The organism is Thermogymnomonas acidicola JCM 13583 (assembly GCF_001316105.1).
GTDB lineage: Archaea > Thermoplasmatota > Thermoplasmata > Thermoplasmatales > Thermoplasmataceae > Thermogymnomonas > Thermogymnomonas acidicola.
This window is the reverse complement of the sequence record NZ_BBCP01000001.1, coordinates 234,649-256,737: the sequence shown is the minus strand read 5'-3', so window position 1 is coordinate 256,737 and position 22,089 is coordinate 234,649. Positions and strand designations below refer to the sequence as shown.

The 22,089-nt window shown below is 53.4% G+C and carries 26 protein-coding genes, 1 tRNA gene and 3 pseudogenes; 17 read left to right on the top strand and 13 right to left on the bottom strand.

Annotated features, from left to right (window positions below):
• Nucleotides 1-124: 124 nt before the first annotated feature.
• The 4 genes and pseudogenes from JCM13583_RS01795 to JCM13583_RS01780 form a co-directional block, all read right to left on the bottom strand.
• Nucleotides 125-481 (bottom strand): hypothetical protein, encoded by a 357-nt coding sequence (locus JCM13583_RS01795; protein ID WP_075056451.1) that lies wholly within the window; start codon nt 479-481, stop codon nt 125-127.
• 35 nt (nt 482-516) lie between these two features.
• The gene (locus tag JCM13583_RS01790) at nt 517-1,200 is read right to left on the bottom strand and encodes a class I SAM-dependent methyltransferase (protein WP_075056450.1); all 684 of its coding nucleotides are present in this window, start codon (nt 1,198-1,200) and stop codon (nt 517-519) included.
• Between the two features lie 4 nt (nt 1,201-1,204).
• Nucleotides 1,205-1,495 (bottom strand): DUF424 family protein, encoded by a 291-nt coding sequence (locus tag JCM13583_RS01785; protein WP_162509206.1) that lies wholly within the window; start codon nt 1,493-1,495, stop codon nt 1,205-1,207.
• Nucleotides 1,496-1,512: 17 nt separating this feature from the next.
• Nucleotides 1,513-3,601: pseudogene (locus tag JCM13583_RS01780) on the bottom strand (minichromosome maintenance protein MCM).
• Nucleotides 3,602-3,961: 360 nt separating this feature from the next.
• Between JCM13583_RS01780 and JCM13583_RS01775 the strand changes: the two are divergent.
• Nucleotides 3,962-4,035: transfer RNA gene (locus tag JCM13583_RS01775), tRNA-Thr, on the top strand.
• A 1,776-nt stretch (nt 4,036-5,811) separates the two neighbouring features.
• A complete protein-coding gene (locus JCM13583_RS11805) occupies nt 5,812-6,648 on the top strand; it encodes a hypothetical protein (protein ID WP_162509194.1) in 837 nt (278 codons plus the stop codon).
• A 1,205-nt stretch (nt 6,649-7,853) separates the two neighbouring features.
• On the opposite strand, the gene JCM13583_RS01755 is transcribed toward JCM13583_RS11805, so the two are convergent.
• From JCM13583_RS01755 to JCM13583_RS01725, 7 genes and pseudogenes are all read right to left on the bottom strand, one after another.
• Nucleotides 7,854-8,210 (bottom strand): hypothetical protein, encoded by a 357-nt coding sequence (locus JCM13583_RS01755; protein ID WP_075056445.1) that lies wholly within the window; start codon nt 8,208-8,210, stop codon nt 7,854-7,856.
• A gap of 68 nt (nt 8,211-8,278) precedes the next feature.
• Complete coding sequence (locus tag JCM13583_RS01750) at nt 8,279-8,833, bottom strand: hypothetical protein (protein WP_162509193.1); 555 nt, start codon at nt 8,831-8,833, stop codon at nt 8,279-8,281.
• Nucleotides 8,834-9,230: 397 nt separating this feature from the next.
• Complete coding sequence (locus tag JCM13583_RS01745) at nt 9,231-9,593, bottom strand: hypothetical protein (RefSeq protein ID WP_075056443.1); 363 nt, start codon at nt 9,591-9,593, stop codon at nt 9,231-9,233.
• Complete coding sequence (locus JCM13583_RS01740; protein ID WP_075056442.1) at nt 9,590-9,958, bottom strand: ATP-binding cassette domain-containing protein; 369 nt, start codon at nt 9,956-9,958, stop codon at nt 9,590-9,592. Before JCM13583_RS01740 ends, JCM13583_RS01745 begins: the two co-directional genes overlap by 4 nt.
• 187 nt (nt 9,959-10,145) lie before the next feature.
• Nucleotides 10,146-10,757 carry a hypothetical protein gene (locus tag JCM13583_RS01735; RefSeq protein WP_075056441.1) on the bottom strand — a complete coding sequence of 204 codons (612 nt, stop codon included), beginning with the start codon at nt 10,755-10,757 and terminating at the stop codon, nt 10,146-10,148.
• Nucleotides 10,758-10,778: 21 nt separating this feature from the next.
• On the bottom strand, nt 10,779-11,555 hold the full coding sequence (locus JCM13583_RS01730; RefSeq protein ID WP_162509191.1) for a hypothetical protein: 777 nt from the start codon (nt 11,553-11,555) through the stop codon (nt 10,779-10,781).
• A gap of 256 nt (nt 11,556-11,811) precedes the next feature.
• A pseudogene (locus JCM13583_RS01725) lies at nt 11,812-12,796 on the bottom strand (ROK family protein).
• Between the two features lie 91 nt (nt 12,797-12,887).
• Between JCM13583_RS01725 and aspS the strand changes: the two are divergent.
• Nucleotides 12,888-14,192 (top strand): annotated as a pseudogene (gene aspS / locus JCM13583_RS01720) (aspartate--tRNA(Asn) ligase).
• 198 nt (nt 14,193-14,390) lie between these two features.
• Here the strand turns inward: aspS and JCM13583_RS01715 are convergent.
• Together JCM13583_RS01715 and JCM13583_RS01710 are read right to left on the bottom strand one after the other, a co-directional pair.
• Nucleotides 14,391-14,684, bottom strand: coding sequence for a hypothetical protein (locus tag JCM13583_RS01715; RefSeq protein ID WP_075056439.1), 294 nt, complete (start codon nt 14,682-14,684; stop codon nt 14,391-14,393).
• Nucleotides 14,685-14,786: 102 nt separating this feature from the next.
• The gene (locus JCM13583_RS01710; protein ID WP_075056438.1) at nt 14,787-15,221 is read right to left on the bottom strand and encodes a multiprotein bridging factor aMBF1; all 435 of its coding nucleotides are present in this window, start codon (nt 15,219-15,221) and stop codon (nt 14,787-14,789) included.
• A 71-nt stretch (nt 15,222-15,292) separates the two neighbouring features.
• Between JCM13583_RS01710 and JCM13583_RS01705 the strand changes: the two genes are divergently transcribed.
• The 14 genes from JCM13583_RS01705 to JCM13583_RS01650 all read left to right on the top strand — a co-directional run bounded on the left by JCM13583_RS01705 (nt 15,293) and on the right by JCM13583_RS01650 (nt 22,083).
• The gene (locus tag JCM13583_RS01705; RefSeq protein ID WP_075056437.1) at nt 15,293-15,931 is read left to right on the top strand and encodes a fibrillarin-like rRNA/tRNA 2'-O-methyltransferase; all 639 of its coding nucleotides are present in this window, start codon (nt 15,293-15,295) and stop codon (nt 15,929-15,931) included.
• A gap of 35 nt (nt 15,932-15,966) precedes the next feature.
• On the top strand, nt 15,967-16,176 hold the full coding sequence (locus JCM13583_RS11800) for a hypothetical protein (protein WP_162509190.1): 210 nt from the start codon (nt 15,967-15,969) through the stop codon (nt 16,174-16,176).
• Nucleotides 16,098-17,444 (top strand): hypothetical protein, encoded by a 1,347-nt coding sequence (locus tag JCM13583_RS01700; RefSeq protein ID WP_075056436.1) that lies wholly within the window; start codon nt 16,098-16,100, stop codon nt 17,442-17,444. Before JCM13583_RS11800 ends, JCM13583_RS01700 begins: the two co-directional genes overlap by 79 nt.
• A complete protein-coding gene (locus tag JCM13583_RS01695; protein ID WP_075056435.1) occupies nt 17,411-17,647 on the top strand; it encodes a hypothetical protein in 237 nt (78 codons plus the stop codon). The genes JCM13583_RS01700 and JCM13583_RS01695 overlap by 34 nt, the downstream gene beginning before the upstream one ends.
• A 5-nt stretch (nt 17,648-17,652) precedes the next feature.
• A complete protein-coding gene (locus tag JCM13583_RS01690; RefSeq protein ID WP_075056434.1) occupies nt 17,653-18,009 on the top strand; it encodes a hypothetical protein in 357 nt (118 codons plus the stop codon).
• Nucleotides 17,940-18,365 (top strand): hypothetical protein, encoded by a 426-nt coding sequence (locus tag JCM13583_RS01685; RefSeq protein ID WP_075056433.1) that lies wholly within the window; start codon nt 17,940-17,942, stop codon nt 18,363-18,365. The genes JCM13583_RS01690 and JCM13583_RS01685 overlap by 70 nt, the downstream gene beginning before the upstream one ends.
• Nucleotides 18,366-18,367: 2 nt before the next feature.
• Nucleotides 18,368-18,613, top strand: coding sequence for a hypothetical protein (locus JCM13583_RS01680; protein WP_075056432.1), 246 nt, complete (start codon nt 18,368-18,370; stop codon nt 18,611-18,613).
• 8 nt (nt 18,614-18,621) lie between these two features.
• On the top strand, nt 18,622-19,716 hold the full coding sequence (locus JCM13583_RS01675; RefSeq protein WP_075056431.1) for a hypothetical protein: 1,095 nt from the start codon (nt 18,622-18,624) through the stop codon (nt 19,714-19,716).
• Nucleotides 19,703-19,882, top strand: a complete 180-nt coding sequence (locus tag JCM13583_RS01670) for a hypothetical protein (RefSeq protein WP_075056430.1) — start codon at nt 19,703-19,705, stop codon at nt 19,880-19,882. Before JCM13583_RS01675 ends, JCM13583_RS01670 begins: the two co-directional genes overlap by 14 nt.
• Before the next feature lie 197 nt (nt 19,883-20,079).
• Complete coding sequence (locus JCM13583_RS01665) at nt 20,080-20,355, top strand: hypothetical protein (protein ID WP_075056429.1); 276 nt, start codon at nt 20,080-20,082, stop codon at nt 20,353-20,355.
• Nucleotides 20,356-20,395: 40 nt separating this feature from the next.
• Nucleotides 20,396-20,584, top strand: coding sequence for a hypothetical protein (locus JCM13583_RS13565; protein ID WP_075056428.1), 189 nt, complete (start codon nt 20,396-20,398; stop codon nt 20,582-20,584).
• On the top strand, nt 20,551-21,309 hold the full coding sequence (locus JCM13583_RS01655; protein WP_171823343.1) for an NAD(+)/NADH kinase: 759 nt from the start codon (nt 20,551-20,553) through the stop codon (nt 21,307-21,309). The genes JCM13583_RS13565 and JCM13583_RS01655 overlap by 34 nt, the downstream gene beginning before the upstream one ends.
• Nucleotides 21,309-21,485, top strand: a complete 177-nt coding sequence (locus tag JCM13583_RS13560; protein WP_171823342.1) for a hypothetical protein — start codon at nt 21,309-21,311, stop codon at nt 21,483-21,485. Before JCM13583_RS01655 ends, JCM13583_RS13560 begins: the two co-directional genes overlap by 1 nt.
• A gap of 1 nt (nt 21,486) precedes the next feature.
• Nucleotides 21,487-22,083 (top strand): glycosyltransferase, encoded by a 597-nt coding sequence (locus tag JCM13583_RS01650; protein WP_075056426.1) that lies wholly within the window; start codon nt 21,487-21,489, stop codon nt 22,081-22,083.
• The last annotated feature ends 6 nt before the right edge of the window (nt 22,084-22,089 follow it).

Below are 22,089 nucleotides of genomic sequence, written 5' to 3'. Positions count from 1 at the left end.
AACTCCCAAGAAATGAGGTTTTTGATATAGCAAGCTCCACATCCTTCGCACAGCCCAAGTGGCGTGTCCATTCCCTAGGGAAAAGATATTAATTAATACAACTCCTAATATGACATAGTTTCCCTCAGTTCCTTTCTGCGTTACTATTTCCTGCAAGCCTCCCCTCCACAGGCATGCCCGACTCATACCACTCCTTTATCCCGCCCTCATATGCTGCCACTTTGTAGCCATGGCTCGCAATGAGCTCGGCTGCTCGCTTTGATGCGCCACAGTTGCTGTTATGGCAGTATGTGATTATGAGCTTCGATTTGTCCAGCTTCCTCCAGCCGCCGTTCTCAAGTTCGTCGAAAGGAATCGATATGCTCCCCCCCGGTATGTGCATGTCCTCGTAAGACACCCTGGACAGGACGTTTACCACTACAACATTGCCGGACTTCATCAAGTCCCAGAGTTCCTGCCTGGATACTGTCCTGACGGACATGGTTTCGGTACTCCGACAACGTATAAAAGGAGTGCTCACTTGAAGGCCCTGTGGATCCAGACCGTGCCCATGGCCAGCCTCACAGTTTCGACTTTCCTGAAACCCGCTGAGGATATCATGCCAGCGATCTCTTCCGGCCGCCTGAATCCCCCCCTCACGCTCCTGGCCAGGTAAGAATAGGAAGAGGATGATGTGAGCAAGTCGCCTATGGCGGGCACGATGCGGTAGAAGTAAGGCGGGAAGAGGATCCTCATAGCCCCCCCATCAGTGGGGTTGAATATGTCCAGATTAACGAACCGCCCTCCGGGCCTCAGGATCCTGAACGCCTCAGAGAAATAGCCTTCCAGGCTCTCCAAATTCCTGGTGAGGAATGCTGATATCACTGCATCAATGGAGCTGTCCTCTATGGGTATATTCTCCGCGGGCGCCAGGATGAACCTCACACCGGGTATGTTGGCCCTGGATAGCATGCCCTCGGTTATGTCCACAGCGTAGACCTGGCAACCGGGGCAGGCCTCCCTGATCATCCTTGTCACCTTTCCTGTGCCGGCGCCGCAGTCCACGACCCTTTCGTTCCCTCCTATGCCAAGGAGGGATACAGCCTTCCTCCTCCACCTCTGGTCCTGTGCAAAGCTTATCAATGTATCAATCAGGTCGTACTTCGATGAAATCGATTCGAATACCTTCCTGACCTGTTCCCTCTTGCCAGCAGTGTCCATCGCTTCATTCTTCCATTTTCGCGTACTGCGCGTGCGGTATGCCATCGATATAGATCACGTTTTCAGGGTCAACGAACTCCTTCTCTATGGCTATGCCGACCACCCTCTTTCCAACTAGGTTGGCTATTGTGCACATTCCAAGCGACGTTATGAACATCTCCTCCGAGACCTTGATCTCTCCGTAGAAGTTCGGGTCTACCCTGATGTGCAGCCTGCCCTCCCTGAACTCCTTCCCGACCAGCTCGGAGTCCGCAGCTGCAAGGAGCACCTCACCGTGGACATGCCTCATCTTCATCGTTATCCTGTTTGGCATCAGCCTCTACCTATCACATCGAGCCTGTTGTAGGACGGTTCATATATCTGGCCCATGTTCTTAAGTTTTATAATGGACTGCTCCACCTTCTCCCTCTGCATCCCCCCCCTGGATACGCAGAGTGCCACTACGTCCTCCACCTCGACAACCCTCTTCTGGGACTTGATCTCCTTTATTGCATCGTAGACCATCTCAAGTTCGTTCCTCTGCCTGCTCGTCGTTCCGCTAAGCAATATGTCGATGTCCACCTGGCCGTTGCTTGCCGAGACGTCCCGGAGGTAAAAGTCAACGATCTTCTTCGCCAGCATGGCGTCCTGCGCAGTTACTATGGGCGAGAGCCTGGCCTTGGCAGCCGCCTCCGCAAGCCTTATTGTTGATTCGAGCTGCCTGGCAGTTATGGGTATCGAATCAGCGGCCTGCGTCCTCGTTTTGACATATTCTTCCCTCAGTAGCTCTATTGCCTCGTCTGAAAGCCTCGGGACTATGTGCGATTTCGCATAGGCAACGTACTTCCTGATCATCTCCTTGTCGAATGGCGGCTTGAAACCCTCCTCCTCCGGTATCTCCATATCGATCTGCTCTGACTGCTCCAGGCTCCTGTATATCTCTCCCACCCTGTGGGCCCTCAGGACATGGTCAGCCAGCTTCTCGTCCGTGTTCCTGTCCGGCCTGTCTATGATCTTGAAGATCACGTCGAACCTCGAGAGGAGGGGGGGCGGGGGGGAAGTTTATCTGATCTACAATTGTCCTGTTCGGGTCGTACCTGCCGAACTTCGGGTTCGCAGCGCCAAGGATACTGCACCTCGACTTCAGGGTCGCCATTATACCCGCCTTGGAAATGGTCACGGTCTGCTGTTCCATGGCCTCGTGCATGGCTGCCGTGTCCTTCTCATCCATCTTGTCCAGTTCGTCTATTGCGGCAAAGCCGTTGTCGGCCAGGACGAGCGCACCTGCCTCCAGGGTCCACCTCCCTTCACCGAACTCGTCCCTGACAGCGGCTGCGGTGAGGCCAGCTGCGCTGGACCCCCCCCTCCCGAAGGCAAAGACGCTCCTCGGCGAGATCTCTGTCATGTACTTGAGGAGCTGGGACTTTGCTGTCCCCGGGTCACCCACCATCAGGATGTGTATGTCACCCCTCATGGTGGTACCGTCCTTCATGGTCTTCCTCACCCCCCCACCGAACATCTGGAGGACAAGGCATGTCTTCACCATCTCGAGGCCATAGATCGTCGGGGGGGCGATGGACTTCGCAAGCTTCTCTATTATGTTCGGGTCCCTTGCCATCTCCTTTATCTTCTGCTCGTCCTCTTCTGTTATGTGGATGTCCTCCACTTCCTTGCTCTCTTTCCTGTAGTTGATGGCGTAGATGTAGGTGTAGAATTCCGTGAGCAGGGTGTTCCCCGCCCTCTTCTGCTCCGCCTTCAGGATACCGTCCACGGTGACCCTGTCGCCCGGAAAGATCTTTCCCGTTATGTCGTCCTCGAGGATGATCGTGATCCTCTGCGGCTGTGCTCCACCCTCTAGTGTCTCCGGGTTCTCCTGGATCTCGATCTTCTGGCTGTCCACGAACTCCGAATCGCTCAGGTCAAGCCTGAACCTGACCTTGTGCCTGTCCTCGCCACAGCCCTCACACACCTGTGGTTCCTCCAGCCTGCCCCCCCTCTCCTGCCTTATCCTCATGACATGGCCACAGTTCGAGCACTGGAACGAGGCGTAGTAGAGCCTGGGCATAACCTCAGTGTTCTTCCTCACTATGCCCGTGACGCTGACCAGCTTCCCGACGTGCGAGGCCCTGAGGTCCCTGATCTCGTGGAGCGTCTCCCTCAGGTTTATCTCGGTCAGCCTTATGTTGAACCTCCTGTTCTTCACCTTCTTGCCGGGCGAAATGTACTCTTCCCTGATGAGCTGCTCACCGAGAGAGAGCACCACCTCAGGGTACTCCAGGATGAGGGACGAGAAGTTTGAATCGAACTCGGAGATGTGCCTGTAGGAAACGTAGAGCGTCTTAGTGTCGGGATATTCGCTTCCTATCTTCGATATCTGATCCCTGTAGCCGTACTTCAGGAAGAACCTATCCCAGGTCTCCATCACGACTTTCGGGTCAAGTTCCGTATCCTGCTCGCTGGCGGGGATCATTGCCCTTACATCTTCTATCGGGGATAAAGCGATTTCCATGTCAGCGGAGCAACAGATCGGCAAAGTGAGCGGGGTGCTCCGAAGGCACGTTCCTGCCACTGGGCCTGTGTTGCAGTTTCTGAGGAAAGTGCCAGGAGTTTTTCAGGCTGGGCCTGTTAAGGTGTGCCCGTGGGACATGGTGTGCAAGGATTTCTGGCCATACCTTCACTGTGGCCAGAGGGGGGGTTTGAGGTGCAGGAAATGCAGGTGGTATTGGCCACCGGTGACTCTAACAAATAAATACTTCAAACACCTTACGGTGGTGAATCAGGTGCCGTCGTAGCTCAGCCTGGTAGAGCGCGTGCTTGGTAAGCACGAGGTCGCGGGTCCGAACCCCGTCGGCGGCTTCTCCTGCTTCCTCGGCCCCCTTTAGAGTTTCTAACATTATATATGGAGGTATTTCTCAGGCACCCATGATGCCATTTCAATAACAACTGATGTGGTATTTAATGCCGTGTTAACGATCCGCTTTGCAGTTCGCGTAGGCGATTTTTGCTGAACCTGGAGAGATCGAAGAGATGCCTTGGAGAATACAAGAATGCTTCTTCGGTCGGCCAGGGAGTAGATGGCAAACACTTTGTCTGGCTTAGCTAAAGTATCCGAGAGTACCAGACGGTTTGTGATGTAGTTACTGGAATCCACAGTGAGAGTAAGAATAATCTATTTCCTGAGGAAAATTCGTGGCGACAAACTGCTATCAGTACTATCAGTATGATCCTATAGAGAGAAAGACGGGTTGATTGATGGCCCTGATCCCAAACAGAAACGTTACGGCCCCCCCACCGACACCCCATTAGGTCAGTAAAGGGAGTTAGATACCACAGGTAGGTTAAAGCCAATTACTTACAGCAGTATAATGGCACCAAAGATAACAACAGGGAGCAGGTCTAGAAGGTGATGGAAATCATCGTTCTCTAAAGAATGAGTTAACCTGCAATAGATATGGCGCCCCCATGTTTTAGCAGCTCGTCCTCTCCCCCTTTCCCACCTCCAGACTTGGGCCTTGACATTGGTCTGCAGGCAACTGCGCCTGATATATATGCAACAACATAGTCAGCCTGACAATCCTCAGCATTTGTCTGAAAATTTTAGAGAGCTGTGACATTCTAAGTCCACACTGGGAGATAAATGTCAATTTGATCGACAGATGAATTAAGCCCGGTTTGAAATGATATCCTAACTGCGATTCCTGCAATAACCCAAATCAGACTTAATATTTATATATGATATATGAGTATAACTTCGATTAATGATGAGATTGCGGAATATTAAGAAAAATAATGACAATGTGGAAGTAGGCGATTTACTGTTCAGTGCTTTTTTTGGTAAGTCTGGCCTCCGTTGTCATGCTTGGTCTAAATAAAATGATTGGCGATAAAGTTACGCATGCCAACAATGCGCCATTGACAAACGATGTTTCAGTGGCCACAGGATTTCAACCAATAATGATAGCGCCTGGTCCAGGCGGTGGTGGCTCAGTATCTTCTGTGGGTCACAGCATGAAGTACATTTAGAGTTGGGGGGGAGATAACATTCCTTTCGTTGGCTATTTCGCCGGCGGCGGATGGCTTCAAATGAGCGCTAATTATGGATACTATCAAATCGGGAATCATTATTACTTCACCCCCCCAGCTCTACATGGACAGTAACGGCAGAGGCTACGACAGCTAACACCAACCTTCAGGAACTTATAGGAGGGACTTGGGACTTTACCGTAGCTCAGAACCCGTTTGTGGTCATTCCAGATACAGTATACAAGATAACGCCGACTGAGGTTTCGTGGGCTAACATAACCGTGAATGGTGTAACTGTAAGTTCACAAGTTCTCCAGATTTGTCTGACTTTCCAAACGCAGTATTTCATTGACATGTACTGGGAATCACATGCGCAAATTCCAATGGAATTATATTCAAATGGACAAGTATATGGAGAGATGTGGCATAATGGAAATGTGGTTGTGGACTGGCAGGAACTAATAAAGCAGGTTACAGAAGTAGTTAAGGACTAGGTGCCCCCCCATGAGGTTCAGGAGATTTTCATTTCTGTTTTTGACTCTTTTAGCTATATTGACGGTAGTCCTGTCCACGGCTCCTCTTGCCAATGAACTTTAAGAAAGAGCTGGAATGACTTCCGATCCATACAGTGATGGTGCTTTTTATCTTTATCAATTCAGCTGTCCGTCTGCTGAAGTTCTCAACTCTAACATCTCCAATACAACAGTTCCAATGAGTTCCACCGGCATACTTTATCTGAAAATTCAGGGAAAAGAGGTGAATGTCCAAATCGTTGACCAGATGTTTGTTCCTGGCATAGTTAGGTACGTTCAACATACTGTTGAAACGTATCCACTTTCAAACGGATTCGTAAGGACCATTCTGAACAACGATTCGCTTGAGAGAGGGTCCATTGTACCGCTTCCGGGTGGCCTCATTGGATCTGTGATTGGCCCTAGCCGGTTTTCATTTTCAATAGGTTACTCCGGAAACAATTCCACCTTGTTAAGATATTCGAGGGAGATAGGAACGATCTCACCCGTTTCAGTCTCAATTTACAATTTCAATATTTCTGGGGTTCCACGTTCATACCTAACGGGAGGGTCCTTAAGATCTCCCAATGAGTACCAGTACGCCTCAACCGGAAACTCAAACGTCCTCGTAATCATGCAGGCCTCTGGAAATTCGGATTTCCTAGACACACTTTACCATTCCGCAAACACAACTCTCGTCCGGACGCTTGGCTTCTACATGACCACGGTAGGAACTAGTGTTTGGCTTTCACCACTGGATTATGGTCATTACCTGTTAAGGTATATAGGAATTGAGATATTTGTATGGGTGTTTGGTCTCAGCTACTTGGTTGTATTGCGGCACAGGGTGCGCACCAAAGATAGAACTAAAGTAATTGACCAAGTGGGAGGTAAGGATGCACATGTTCCCAGGTCCAGGAAACCCCCCCGTTAGGCAGCATTGAACAGCAACTCTGAATTAACTGACCTCCTCCCACCCCCCCTGAAGGGCGATGTTCTCCTTTAGTTTCGTCCTTCACCAAGACGTTAGAGGTGTGCGAGCCCCATAGTGTAAAGGATCCTGTGGTAGGTGACCATGGGAGGGGCCTTGAAAATCCCAGAAAAGTGCAAGAATACACCTCGAGCGGACAGGGAGAGTCAATGATTGATGGGCAGTCTAAAGAAAATGTATCTGAGGTGGTACGAACGACAGTCAGCGTATTCATGGGAAGCATGTTAAAGGGAGGAGATAAAGGCATCCCCTGGGAGAGCGGAAGAAAGGCTCAGTGGGTGTTACGAATGGGTATCACCTGGCATGCGCAGATGTCGTCCCGATCGATCCGAGGTGGGTTGAAGAAGCCCCTCTATTAATAGCAGATTGGCTACCTAGCATCGGGGGGGTGGATATACCCAGGGACAGGTTTTCAAGCCACTATTCACAAAAGGTGCATACAAGATTTCCGAACCCCAGATACATGTCCGTGACGGAAAGGAAGTGGACGTAGGAAGCAGCTCTCAGGGATGTCTCTCTCAGCACCAAATAGAGATACACTGAGAAGAATTCAATAGTTCGGTGATAAGCGGTGCTCCAGATACCATAAGGTCATATACAGCATGAGGTAGGGCGCCCCCCCTTCAATACTGAAACACTAAGAATGCCAAGAACCATAAGAAGACCGGTAAGCCTAACTAAAATAATGGAACCAACGGACAATGAGTTCAGGGATGTGGATCAAGAACAGAAATTTAGTACCATCGAAAGACTGTGCCGTAAAGATCTTCCAGATAATGGCAGCTGAATTGAACTGACGGCTTGATTTAAGATCCATGATGGGCTCCATTGATGCTTGGAAAGGATGGTGGAGATGTACCAGAATTGGCATCACAGGCTTGGGCAATGTTTAGGACCCTACGCGTGATAACCCTGTGGCAAACCCTGTCTCGACCCTACTGCACAGTGAGCTAAGTACCATTGTCTGAACAATAACCACAGTGGCAGCAGCATGACAAGAGGATGTACTTTTCTGGCGTCTGCCATTAGATCCTCCCTTTCACGACCGGTGATGTGAGGACATCGGTGATACTTGAATGCAGGGAATTTTCATAGAAAGGCTGCATAGATCACGACATGTACCGACTTCACCTCGCTCAGGGAAGCCACTAAACGCCATGTTCCGCTGTGAGGTTCACGTAAGGGGGGGGATCGGAAAATGCAGCATCTTCGTAGGAAGAATCGTTCCCAGGTCCCACCTCCACAGTGATATCCTGGTATCCCTGGGGGCTGAAGACCTTGATGGTGCCCATGGTACCGTTGGAGTAGGCACTCAGGAAGATCTCGGAGGCATTCTCTTGCAGGGAAAAAGTGTAGTTGAAATCGGGCACGGTGATGTTGAAGTCTGCCACAATTGTGAGAGTGCTTGTGGGGGGGTTTTTTCCAATGGTCTCGCTGGAGTGTGCAGGCCTACCACCGTGGAAGTAAACGAACAGAGCGATAACCACCACAACCGCTATGGCCACAGCTATGGCGCGCTATCCATACTGATACTTCAACCTCCCCCCCACCAGGTAACTCACAGATATGAAAATTATGAAGAAGGCGAGTATCCAGAGGCATAGCCGCTCTCGCCCAGGAAGGCATGAAAGAATGGTGTTGCTATTACCGTTGTCTGCCCAAGGTCTTTCTCGTTAACGGTCGGTAGGCCGTAAGCCTCCGCCAGGATGCCGATGGATGATGCCGGGAACGATACGAGCAAGGGATAATAGAAGGTGGGGACGTGAAACATAGCGGAGTTGCCGATGGAGTCGTATCCCTCATAGAACAGGTCGATATTCTTGACGGCAAACAACAGCATAAAGAACATAAGCGCTGAGAAGAGTATCGGTACCCACCTCCTGGAGGAGGCATATGAGAGAGCCGATATGTAGCCAAAGGCTGGAAGGAAGATGAATATCAGGAGGGGGGGATGGCAGTCAGTAAGGCCAGGACCCCCCCTTCCGAACACTGCCAGAGTCACTGTTGAGGCCCTGGAAACGGCGTAGGCAATCGAAAACATAGCAATGGAGGATAGAACAAGGGTCAGGAAATACACCAGGCAGGATACCAGCTTCGATGTGAAGATGACACTGAACGGGAGGTGCACCCCCCCTGTATACATCGATCATCCCTGATTCCTGTTCAACGGGAATGAGGATGGCCGGAATCAGAAAGAGGAAAACTGACATATCCATCAGGTTATCAATGAAACGGTATGCCACGAGGTCTGAGAAGGTGAGGTGCCTGCTGCTATCAATGATGTACAGGGCCATCACCAGGGATACAAAGCTCCAAAGTGATATAATGGCTATATACATGTTAGACTGATGCTGATCCTGAGGTCCTTCCGTAGGTGCGCAAGAACTGCCATCATGTACATTACCGCTCTCCCTCCATTATCCTGCGGTACGTCTCAAGCAGGCTTGGGGACTTCATCTCCTCCACCTCTATTCCCTTTGCAATGAGCTGCCTCAGAAGGTCCTGCGACCTTTCCCTTCCGGCAGTCACGATGATCCCATCCCCCCCGCGCACTTCATATTGAACCCCCCCAGGCTTCCCAGGAAATCTTCGACATTAGGGCCACCAGGTACCTTTATAGTGACCCTGTCCGCCTTTCCCCCCCTTTCCACCGTAGTCACTATGGAGCCCCCCCTCTTGAGGAAGATGATCACGTCAGAGAGGTCCTCCACCCTTGCCAGGTCGTGGCTGCTCAGTATTATGATCCGGGACCCATCGTTCAGCCTCTTAAGGTCCGCTGAGAGGGCCTCGGAAAAGGAGGGGGGGTCAAGGCCCTCAAAGGGCTCGTCGAGTAGCATTATGTCCCGATCTGCGACCAGTGACATGCCTATGTCGAGCCTGCGCTTCATCCCCCCCTTTGAGTATCCTGAGACCTTCCTTTCGCGCGGAAGCCCATGAGGTCCAGGACATCCTCTGGCTTCATTGAGGTGCTATGGGATCCCAAGGAGTCTTCGATGAGCTGAAAGTGCTCGAGAGCCGTTAGGTTGTCATAGAATGCCGCGTTTTCCGGAACGTAGAATGTGCTCCCCCCCTGGACCGTCACGCTGCCTCCCGTCGGCCTTATCAGGCCTGCAATTATCTTCAGCAGAGTCGTCTTGCCAGCTCCGTTGGGGCCCACAACGGAGTACAAGCCAGGAGTGTCTATTGTCAGGGAGCAGCCAGAAAGGGCATTGAACCTTCGGAAATGCCCGTATGTCTTTGTCAGGTTTTCCACACTAATCCTGGGCAATGGGACCACCGTAATTTCCAATGGCCGTGTATAGAGTTCCATGGCCAATGCGAACCATCACTTTGATTGAGTCCTCCGGTGATTGCATGATGTACTCGAACTTTATGTATGTCTTGCTCAGAACCCCCTATTCCTACATTGGTGGCTGAAGCTGTTCCATTGTTATCTGAAACTATCGTGGCGCTGAAGTTTCCCGAAGAATTAGTGCCAATGGGGGTGAGCGTGAGCCAAGCGTGTCGTTTGTCAGGTTGAGGTAATAGTTCAGGTACAGGCCTGATACGAAAATCGTCTCATGCGGTACTGTGAAGTTCATGAACACATTACCACGAGTGTCTGGGGGGGAGCTCTCCACTATCTGGCCGATGAGATAGTATCCTGCCGGCGCCAGGTAATACCTCGGGCCACTGTTCGTCAGGTACACAATTGTACCGTTCCAGTATGCCGTAACATCAGGGTCGGAGCCGCTCAGGTTGAATTTGACAAGGGCAAAGCACTGAGAGCCACTGGCACTTCCACTGTCATTCAGGCCAAGGTAATCAAGCCTAAGGCCGCTCAGGTACGTGTATGCGTTAACATCGAATGGTACACCGGCACCATTGGAATTTATGTAGAACGGTAGCTCCTCTCCCTGCTTTACGACGAGACTACCTGGTTTCACTGTGATATCCACATTGTAAATCCTGTCCTGCTGAATGCGGATGTAAAGGTAAATAGACGCATATACCACTATAACGACTATGAGGATGACTATGATTCTCTTCCTTCTGGAAGCCTCATCGCTCAAACCTGCACCAACCCCCCCGCTTCAACTGATGTATTCTGTAAATAAGTATTTGGTCACTGAATAGGTATGAGCTGTGATCCACAGGCCGCCCCACTCCGAAAGCAGGGCTGTCATCGAGCAGGAACTGTCTATACTCTGCGCATTGTATTTTACCACCGGAACCGCCACTCCTGCAGAGAAGGATGCTGCAGTTGGGTTGGGACCATTCAAGGCCTGGTTGTCATAGAATGCCCATGCGCCATCTGTCGCCGTCAGAGAGGTGGCGACCTCCTCGAATTCAGGATAGTTGACTTGCCACTGAATTGTACCGCCAGCACTGACGCCCGCATAACCTGCTGATGCTGAAAAACCAAAGGTAACAGTTTCTGCCGAACCGCTGCTGATCGTGTTTTCAGGGGGGGTAAAGGCATATATGCTCTGGGGGCTGCCCACAGAAGCATCCGGTGAAGTGAAGTCAATGGTTCCAGTGCTATGTGATCCGATTACATCATACTCATTCCAGAAAGGATAACCTCCGTCTAGGACTGCGCCGTTTTCAGCGGTAACGTGAACTATACCGTACCAGTAGACATGTTCACCGTGTGGCCCCAGGTAAGCCCAGTACTGGACGTAAATATTCCCGTACTTTTCCGGATGATTAATGGAATAATACATTATTGGGGGGGTCGGGGGGGCAGAGTCTGCTGTCCTCTCTGCGTGAGTGCCTGTGCTGGATACTGCCGTTAAACTAAAAGAGGCTGGCAGAACAAATGCCACCAGTGCAACACCTATGTAGATGCCACATCTGTCTTTCATCAAGAAATAGAACTGTTACTCCTATTTTTTTTCGGTATCTGTGCAATCAATTATATCAGTTTCTAGACACCAACACTGCACACAGCTATAGATACATACCATCGGCGCTTTTTGGAGCCTGAAGCAACAACGCGGTGTGCCAAGCCTACACTATGAAGCCCAGCTGGGCTTCCCTCCCCCCCACTGAAAATTATGGATCCGTGACAGGGTAAGAGGTTTGGATACCCAGTGGAGATGGCCAGGCTAGACAAGTTCAGGTCTATCCGCTGGCCTTTGCCTCCAGACCCTCAAGGTACACGGGCACTGCTATGGGCGCTATGTCGTGACCGTTCTTCATGCCCCCCCTGACGATCTTCACCTGCCTGTACATGCTCTTGAACTCCTGGTTTACTGCTGCCCTCAGTGGCTGGAAGAGCTCTCTGCCCGCGTTAGCTATTCCCCCTCCTATTATTACCAGTTCAGGATCCAGGATGTTCACTATGTTGACGATGCCCACAGCCAGGTAGTAGATCGTCTCCTCGACGATGAGCTGGGCGAACATGTCCCCCCTTCTTCTTGTATTCGAAAACGGTCCGCGCATCTATCTCGTTTGGCTTTACCTTCGAGAAGAGTTCCGAGTCCCTCACTGCACTTATATTCTCAGCCACCCTCCTGGCGATACCCCCCCTTCCCCCCCCTGCTATTGCCTCCAGGCAGCCCCCCCTCCTCCCGCACCCGCAGACCGGGCCGTTGGACATTATCACCATGTGGCCCATCTCACCTGCCATTCCATGTGCCCCCCCCTCATCAGGCGCCCGTTAACGAAAGCCCCCACCACCTATCCCTGTGCTGAGGGTCAGGTAGACGAAGTTGTCGACATTTCTTCCGGAGCCGTAAACCCGCTCCGCGATGGTGGCGGCAGTTGCGTCGTTCTCAAGCACCGCCTCCACGCCGAACTCGTCGCTCAGTGGCCTGGTTATTGCAAAGTTGTTGAGGCCCAGGATGTTGGGGGGGGACACCTTGACTATCCCCTTCTCACTGTCCACCAGGCCTGCGAATATAATGCCTATCTTTGAAACGTCAGCTGAACCGGCCTTCTCCATCACGGAGTGGCCCATCTCTATCATCTGCTGTATTAGCCTCTTCTTGCCCAGGTGTCGCACCGTGGGTCTGGAAACCTTTGCTATTATGTTGCCGCCTTCATCTCCGATCACCGCGCTGATCTTCGTACCGCCCACATCGAAGCCCAGAATGTAGCGAGACATACATGACTAAATTATTTGAGCACATAAAAATATGCGGAAACCGTACCGACTTCCAGGAACAGTTTTATTATGAGCTTGGCATAATCTCCCGATGCAGAGAACCTACATCGGGGGGGACATTCTCAGAGGCAGAGCGAATGGCAGGGAGGTAACTGTTGCCGGCTGGGCGCAGGACATAAGGAACCTCAAGAACGTCACCTTCATAGTTTTGAGGGACAGCACCGGCAGGCTCCAGGTCAATGTGAAGGATCAGAAACTAAGGGATGCTGTGTCCGACCTTGCCAGGGAAAGCGTAATAAGCGTCTCCGGCGCTATCGTGGAGGAGCCCAAGAGCAGGCTTGGGGGGGCCGAAATAGACGCTTACAGCATAAATATTCTTAACAGGTCCGATGCACCCCCTGCCCATGGGAGTTGACGACCCTGTGGAGGCAGACTTCGAGACCAGGCTGAACAACAGGTTCATAGACCTCCGGAAGCCGGAGAAGGCCATGATATTCAGGGTCGAGAGCTCCATGCTCTGGGGGGGCATAAGGAAGTTCCTGAAGGAGCAGGGCTTCGTTGAGGTGCACAGCCCCCCCAAGATAGTTGCAGCCGCCACAGAGGGCGGGGCAGAACTCTTTCCGGTGCAGTACTTTGAGAAGAAGGCGTACCTGAACCAGTCACCGCAACTGTACAAGGAGATCCTAATGTCAGCGGGACTTGACAGGGTGTTTGAGGTGGGGGCCCGCCTTCAGGGCGGAGGAGCACAACACTCCAAGGCACCTGAACGAGTTCACGAGCGTCGATATCGAGGTGAGCTTCGCAGACCATGAGGACGTGATGGGAATACTGGAGAACGCCATAGGACAGGGAATAAAGCAGGTGAAGGAGGACCTCGGCGGTGAACTGGAGGCGCTGTCCCTGAGGATGCCTGAGGCCAGGGTACCGTTTCCCAGGATAACGTACGAGAGGTGCCTCGAGGAACTTTCCAGGGACGGGATAAACGTGAACTTCGGAGAAGACCTGTCACCGGAGCAGCTCAGGCTCCTGGGTGACAGGATGGGCGGCTTCTATTTCATAACAAAATGGCCCTCAAGCCTCCGCCCCCTTCTACACTATGCCTGACCCGGAGAGGCCTGAGATAACGAACTCCTTCGACCTCCAGTTCAGGGAAAAGGAGATAACGTCAGGGGGGCACAGAGGGTGCACGACCCAAAAATGCTTGAACAGAGGTTCAGGGCCAAGGGCCTGAACCCGACTGACTTCGAGTTTTACATAAAGGCTTTCAGGTACGGAATGCCTCCACACGCAGGCTGGGGGCCTCGGCCTCGAGAGGCTCGTCATGATCCTCCTTGACCTGCCCAACATAAGGGAGGCAACTCTATTTCCTAGGGACAGAACGAGGGTCGTTCCTTGAAGCCTTCCTCCTTTCCCTGCTTTCTCCAAAAGCCATCTCGTCTAGGTCCAGCTCCTCATCTTCTTCTAGGTCATCCTTGAAGTCCTTTTTGCGTCCCATGAATGACCGATATTATTAACTCAAAGCCATTATTTAAGGATTGTGACGAAAACATACATTTAGATGGAAGTGGGAGAAACTGCGAAGACGTGAATGGCCCTAGAACTTCATCTGCCTCACGTCGTTTCCCTGCCTGTTCAGAAGCACAACGGTGGGCGTGACCTCATACCTGTACCTTGATACCCTGGCGATGGAAACTATCGCGCTCTTCCTCCCGTACTTCCTGAAGAAGTCCCTCAGGGCCCTCAGGAGAGACTTGTTGACGCTGAGCTCAACATATATCGGAGTGCCCATGTGGTACCAGGTCGCTATTATGGGCCCCCCCGGGTTCTCTCCCTCCACGTCCTCCCTGTCTATCTCGAGATCAAACCTCTGCCCGACCTCTATCTTCACTTCCCTTACCTGGTGTTAATAACCGAAGAATGATATTTAACGTTTTTCCGTCGCGTCAAGTCTAGATTCCGCCAAACTCAGGTTTTTTAGACTTTTTGACGGTTACTCCTCCTCGATCAGTTTTATGCCCAGCACCCTTTCCAGCTTCCTGGCCATCTTCAGGTCAGGCATCAGGTCGCCCCTCTCCACGCTCGCAAGCACATTCTTCCTCTCCAGTATCTTCTTGGCCAGGTCCTCCTGCGTCATGGAGAGCCTGTTCCTTGCCTGCTGTATCAGCCTTGCATAGTCCTCAACGATCGTGAACCGCTCAACGTCATCCACCTTCCTCTGGGCCTTCCTCACCTCCCTTGGCTTAAGAGATTCAGGGGGCTTCTGTGGCACCCTGACCACGATCTCCTGCTTCACCTGGGCCCTCGGCCTGTTATCTTCCAGTGGAGTCCCGAACCTGGCGCAGGCATCGCACACGTTCAGGATGGCTGCGTCCACCCTGACCTTCCTGGTGCGTTCGACCTTCCTGCCACACATCTCGCATTCCATCGGTACCGCTAAGAATAATACCTACAGGTTAATCAGCTTTCCAGAGGGGGGGTTCACAGACGAACGGAAACATAATCAGGTCTGGCAGCAGGCTTTTCACCGTCACAAGCGATTCCGTGCCCGTATACGGCGAGACCTTCAGGAGGTCCGGATCCAGACTCATGAGGGAGTGGGTGGCAAGGAGGAGCAAGCTGGCCACCGCGATACTGAAGGGTTTCAGGGGCCTGCCTGCAGGCCTGGGCGAGATGCTGTACCTTGGGGGGGCATCCACTGGCACAACTGTGAGCCACCTGTCAGACATCTACCCCCCCAGGTCAAGGATATTCGCAGTGGAGGTGGCGCTGGAGCCGTTCAGCAGGCTACTCAGGCTAGCAGAGAGGAGGAGCAACATATACCCCCCCGTGCTGGACGACGCGTCTTTCCCAGAGAGGTACTCGTTCTTCCTGGAGGCTCCGGACTTAATCTACCAGGACATATCACAGAGGAACCAGGTACAGATATTCATGTGGAACGCTGACCACTTCGATTCCGTACGGGAGGCCATATTCATCCTCAAGGCCACATCCATCAACTCCAGGGAGAAGCCCCCCCAGAGGGTACTGGAAAGGGCCATAACTGAGTTCGAAGGTTCCGGCTGGAAGGTCTTGAATGTCATAGACCTGTCCCCCCCGAACGCCAGGAACAACTACCTGATGCACCTCAGGAGATAAAATAGCGTTAAATAGTGTCTACCTATATGCAACGGATGACCCAGGAAACGGGGCCACTTGAACTTGAGTTCTTCACAAGGAATGGCTTCATGAGGAAGAAGTGCACCAGCTGCGGTTCCTACTTCTGGACGCTTGACGCAGGAAGGGAGAGGTGCGGTGACCCTCCGTGCTCAGAGTACGAGTTCATAGGAAACCCGCCCACAAAATACAGGTACACCGTGGACGAGATGAGGGACGCTTCATAAACTTCTTCAGCAGCACCCACAAGGTACTGAAGCCTTACCCCCCCATAGTACCAAGGTGGAGGGATGACGTCCTGCTGGTCAACGCCTCCATATACGACTTCCAGCCCCCCCACGTCACATCAGGCAGGGTTGAGCCGCCCGGGAACCCCATAGTCATGTCGCAGCCCTGCGTGAGGATGAACGACGTTGAGAGCGTGGGTGCCACGGGCAGGCACCTGACAAGCTTCGAGATGATGTGTCACGACGCCTTCAACAGGCCTGGCCGGTACGTGTACTGGAGGAGCGAGACAGTGGAATACTGCCACAGGTTCCTCACCGAGGTGCTCGGTATAGACGGCAAGATAATCACGTACAAGGAGAAACCGTGGTCCGGAGGCGGCAATGCTGGCGCTGCAGTCGAGGTGTTTGTCAGGGGGCTCGAGGTCGCCACACTGGTGTTCATGGACCTCAGGGAGGACCCGAACGGTGACATAGAGATTGAGGGCACCAGGTATTCGCACATGGAGATGAACATAGTGGACACGGGCTATGGCCTGGAGAGGCTGGCATGGCTCTCCCAGGGGACTCCGACCGTATACCACGCACTCTACGGCGACGTTGTAGACGCCATCCTTGAGGCATCTGGCAAGAGGAGGCTGGGTGATGAATACCTGGAGAAGATAGTGAAGCACCTCGCCGGCAGGGATGAGTACGGCACATCGTCTGTCAGGGAGGCCCTGGGAAGCGATGCAACGGAGGAGAACCTCCACCTCTACAAATATACCAAGGACGCCTTCATTGTGGCAGACCACGCAAGGACGCTGTTCTTCATGTTTTCCGATTACGTCATACCTTCAAACACGAAGGTCGGCTACCTTGCCAGGCTCCTCATAAGGAGGTCCCTGAGGGCCCTGGAGGAGCTCGGGTGCAAGCTCCAGCTCTTCGACATTGTGAAGATGCAGGCCATGAAGTTCAGCACCATTGTGGCCAATTTCCCGGAGGGCTTCGTCAGGGTGGTGCTGGAGCGGGAGGCTGAGAGGTACAGGGAGACCGTGAGGTCTGGCACAAATGAGGTGCGCAGGCTCATATCCAGGGGGGGCAAGGGCATAGGGCAGGAAGACCTGATCACTCTATACGATTCTCACGGTATACCGCCCGAGCTTGTGCAGGCCATAGCGGAGGAAAACGGTGTCAAGGTCACCGTGCCCGAGAACTTCACCCTCATGGTGCTGAAGAGGCACGAAGTTAAGCCAGGGTGGAGAAGAGGAGGGAGGATTACCCTGACATAAAGACGAGGCCACTCTACTACGACGACGGGTCAATCCGTGATTTCAACGCACTTGTCCTCTTCTCCAGGGGGGGAAACGAGATCATAACGAACCAGACTGCCTTTTACCCTGAGGGGGGTGGGCAGCCCTGCGATACCGGTTACTTCACGTACGGTGGCAGGAACATAAGGGTCATGCATGTGAAGAAGGTTGGCGATGCATAGTACACGTGCTTGAGGAGCCAATACCGGAAAGGGCAAGGATAATGGGCCACGTCGACGGTGAGAGGCGCTGGTACCTATCCGTTCACCATTCCGCAACCCACCTGCTCCTTGGCGTACTGAGAAAGGTCCTCGGTGAACACGTCTGGCAGAGCGGCGTGCAGAAGAACGTCGAGAGCAGCAGGCTGGACATTACACACTATTCCAAGATAACGGAAGAAGAGATCAGGAGGATCGAGAAGGAGTGCATGCGTGTCATCGCTGAGGACAGGAAGATAATTGTAACGAACATGGAATGGAACAGGGCCTGTCCAAGTACGGGTTCAGGCTCTTTGAGGGCGGCATACCAGAGGGGCCCAAAATAAGGGTTGTTGAGATAGAGGACCTCGATGCCGAGGGGTGCGGGGGGGGCACGCACCTGAGTTCCACAGGCCAGATCGGCATGGTAAAGATCATAGGTACGGAGACCATACAGGAGGGCGTCCAGAGGCTCACTTTCGTTGCCGGCCCCCCCGCCGCGCTTGACCACTTCCAGAAGGAGCACGCGGAGATGGAGAGGATAAGGCTGGAGCTGAAGCCACAGGGCAGCGTAAGCGAGGCAGTTTCAAGGTTGCTGGGGGGGGAGAAGATAGGCCTGGAAAAGGAGGTCGAGAGCCTGGCAAGTGCTGTTGCCGAGAGGTACCTGGAGGGCATGGATGGAGGGGGGGCTTCAGGGTCATAGAGGTGCCCAACATACCCGTGCTCCTGAAGAAGATACCCACCGTGGTGAACTCCAGGAAGGTGCCAGGCGTGATAATGCTTTACAGGGACGGGAGGGAATACAGGGTGGTCTGCACCTCGTCCACGCTCAGCTGCGCCGGCGTTCTCCAGGTCGAAGGCCTCAAAGTACTCAGAGAAGGGCAGAGGTACGCAGAAGCAGTTTCGCAGGAATACCCTGAAAAGTTAATAAGCAAGTTTAACGCTAAATAGCAAAATAAATGTTTGACGAGGAGGAAGTAAGGCAGATACAGTCAAGGGTCTCGAAGTACTACGAGGTCGAGGGTGCAGAGAGGGACGGCGACTTCCTCGTCTTCAGGGTATCGAACTTCGACCTCTATGGCGAGGAGCACTTTACTTCCCTCGTCCGGGAGCTGGAGAAACAGGGTTACGTGGCATTCACCACCGCAGGCGGATCTGAAATCACCATAGTGAGGAAGACCTGGGACAGCAGGGCCTTCCCTTACAGGTACATCCTTCTGGCTGCCACGCTGGCAACTGTCATATATTCCGGTTACAGCTATTCAAGCGCAACTTACGAGGCAAGCACATTCGCGGGCAACCTCCAGAATGCCCTCATCTTCTTCTTCATACCTGTCCTGACCTTCCTCCTGGCCAGGGAAATACCCAAGGCCATGATACTTAAGATGAACGGCATGGAGTACGGGCTCTCCATCTTCATACCTGACCCCATAACCCTGGGCACCCTTGGCAGCGTGAACGCGCCCAACAGGCCATACCCGTCAAGGAAGGTAATGCTCTATTCCGGCCTTTCATCACTCCTCTCCGGTTTCATCATCGCCCTCTTCTTCATTTCCATTTCCACACTGAAGGGCCTCCCGCAGATCGACTACTCAAGGGCAATAAACACGCCCTTCAGGAAACTACTTTTCCCCCTCCTCTATACCGGGATACTGGACCACTTCCTCCCCCCTTGGGAGCGCGCCGAACATCCTGGGCTTTGCGGGGGGGTGGGTAGGCATCGTTGTCACCGCGTTCAACGCGCTCCCCCCCTCGGCTACCTTGACGGCGGCCTGATATTCTCGGCCGTACTCGGCAGGAAGTCCGTTTACCTCTCTTACATCTCGGTGGCCCTGCTGGTCGTGCTTGGCCTTTACTACCCGTTCTGGATACTGCTGGCTGTCTTCGCAATAGTGTTCGGAATCAGGGGGCCCGACGTCACTGAACAACGTCTCCCCCCCACTGCCCAGGCTACGGGATGCAGCTGTCGTAGTAGTCCTCGTGCTCATAGTGCTCGGAATAGTACCACTGCCCTACCATGGGGGCAGCACGCAGTTCAGGGTGACCATAAATGAAGAGTACTACGTCATGGCGTACGGCATGGGAGGAAACGCCTCCTACAACGTGACGGTCTTCAACCTTGGGGATGCGCCCATAGTGCCCGCGTTCTCCGTGAGCCCGAGTGTTCCCATGTACGTATACGGCGGTGGGAGCCCGATAGAGCCCGGGGGGCGAAGCTAGTTATACGCTGAGCCTGGGCCTCCCGCCAACAACGCACCCCCCCGGCGAATACTCATACTCCATCGGTGTGTATTCCGGCTCCTACTCGGTGGCGTGCAGCGTCAGGGTCATTGTGGTGAACCTGACCCCCCCGGAAATACTGTTCAACGGCAGAAACCCCCCTTTCAGAAGAGGCATCAGTCGGGACAGACACGAACATGACGCTGGAGAACGCGGGTGGGATGAACTACACCCTCTCCCTGATGATCGTTGCCCCCCCAAGCGGCATGTACTACCAGGTGGGCATGCCGGACAACCTGACCATTGACATGAACGGGACGCACATGTTCTTCTCAGGCCAGGTGAAGCTCGGCGCTGGCGATTCGATTGTCATGCACCTGAAGGCCCTCAGCGACCCCGGGATGATGTACGTGGTGGCCTTCAACTCCACCATGGTGGGCGCACTGGCAGCGGTGGATATCACTCCTTACTGAACAGTGGAAACAATAAGTTAGTGGTTTTCCATGTTGGTGCATGCGCGTGGGCTTCCTTGTGAACCCTGTGGCTGGCTCTGGCCTGTACAGGTCGTTAAGGGGTTCCGATACAATGAGGGAGCAGGTGGGCAATTACGCCCACACCAGAGCATTGACGTTCCTCAGGAGCCTCAGGTCGAGGCCCCACCTCCTCACGTGCTCGGGCCCATGGGGGGGGAGCAAGAGATAGTTGAGTGCGGCCTGAGCGATTACGAGGTCATACACTCCCCCCCGGGCAGCCCAACGAGTGCAAGGGACACCGAGGAATTCTGCAGAAAGGCGCTGGAGGAGGATGCTGACATCATCGTTTTCGTTGGCGGGGACGGGACAGCAAGGGATGTTACCGGAGTGGTGGACAGGAACATACCTGTGTTGGGCGTACCGGCAGGGATGAAGATGTACAGCGGGGGGGTCTTCGCCTCGAGCCCGGAAGCTGCGGCAGCTGTGCTGGACAGTTTTGGCAGCAGCTCACAGATATCTTTGGAGGAGGCCGATGTGGTGGATGCAGATGAAATATCGATGAGCAGGGGGGGGAGCCTGAGGCTCGTGAACTACGGAAAGGCCCTTGTCCCGGGCTCGGGTGGCGTCGTCGCGTGCCCGAAGTTCGACATGGGGGGGAGCCCGGACTCCTCAGACATAGTGGAATACATAATTGACAACATGAGGGATGGCGTTGCATACGTTGTCGGTACAGGAAGGACGTGCAAGTCGCTGGTCAGGGCACTAGGCGAAGAGACTAATGAGTTCGGTGTGGACATAGTGCTAGGTGGGAGGGTCGTAGTCAGGGATGCAACGGAGGAGCGGATCTTCAACGAGGTATCAAGGAGGGAGAGCGTGGCCATACTCTCACCCATAGGCGGGCAGGGGGGGTTCATTCTCGGCAGGGGGGGAACAGGCAGATCAGCAGGAGGGTAATGGAGAAGGTCACCTGGCCCAACGTCCTGGTGATCTCGACCCTCCAGAAGCTCCTCTCCACGCCCCAGCTCAGGATCGATTCGGAGTACGCCGGGCTCCCGGGGGGGTTCAATGGCTTCACGAAGGTACTCTACGGTTACGGGCTTTTCAGGATGTTAAGGGTAACGGAGATATGAGATGAGGATCGCGTTCTTCACGGAAACATACTACCCAACGCCTGACGGCGTATCCCATTACCTGCACGAGGTGAAGAGGGGCCTCGAGGCCAGGGGGCACGAGGTCTTCGTCTTCACACTTACGGGCCAGCTTGAGAGGAACGTTGTGAGGCCACTCTCGGTGCCCATGTTCTGGTACAGGCAGTACCGCTGGCCCGTGAACTTCTTCCCGTTCATCCTCTACAAGAAGATGAAGGATGTGAACCCCGACGTGATACACATCCACGACCCTTTCTACATGGGGGGGACGCTCGGGTACAGGCTGGCAAGGGAGCTAAGGAGGCCCATTGTAGCAACGTTCCACACGGACTTCTCTAAGATGATGGATGCCGTGAGCCTGCCCATGAAGGAGACGCTCTTCAGGATCTCATGGCGCTACAACATGTACCTCTACAGGAGGTGCGATGCTGTCCTGGCACCGAGCCCGAAGGCGGCCGAACTGCTGCGTTCCAATGGTGCCGGCAACGTCCGTGTCCTTCCGCTGTTCACAGACCTTTCAAGATTCACATGGTGCAGGAGGGAAAGCGTTAGGCCTTTCTGGCTTATATCGGGAGGCTGACTGTAG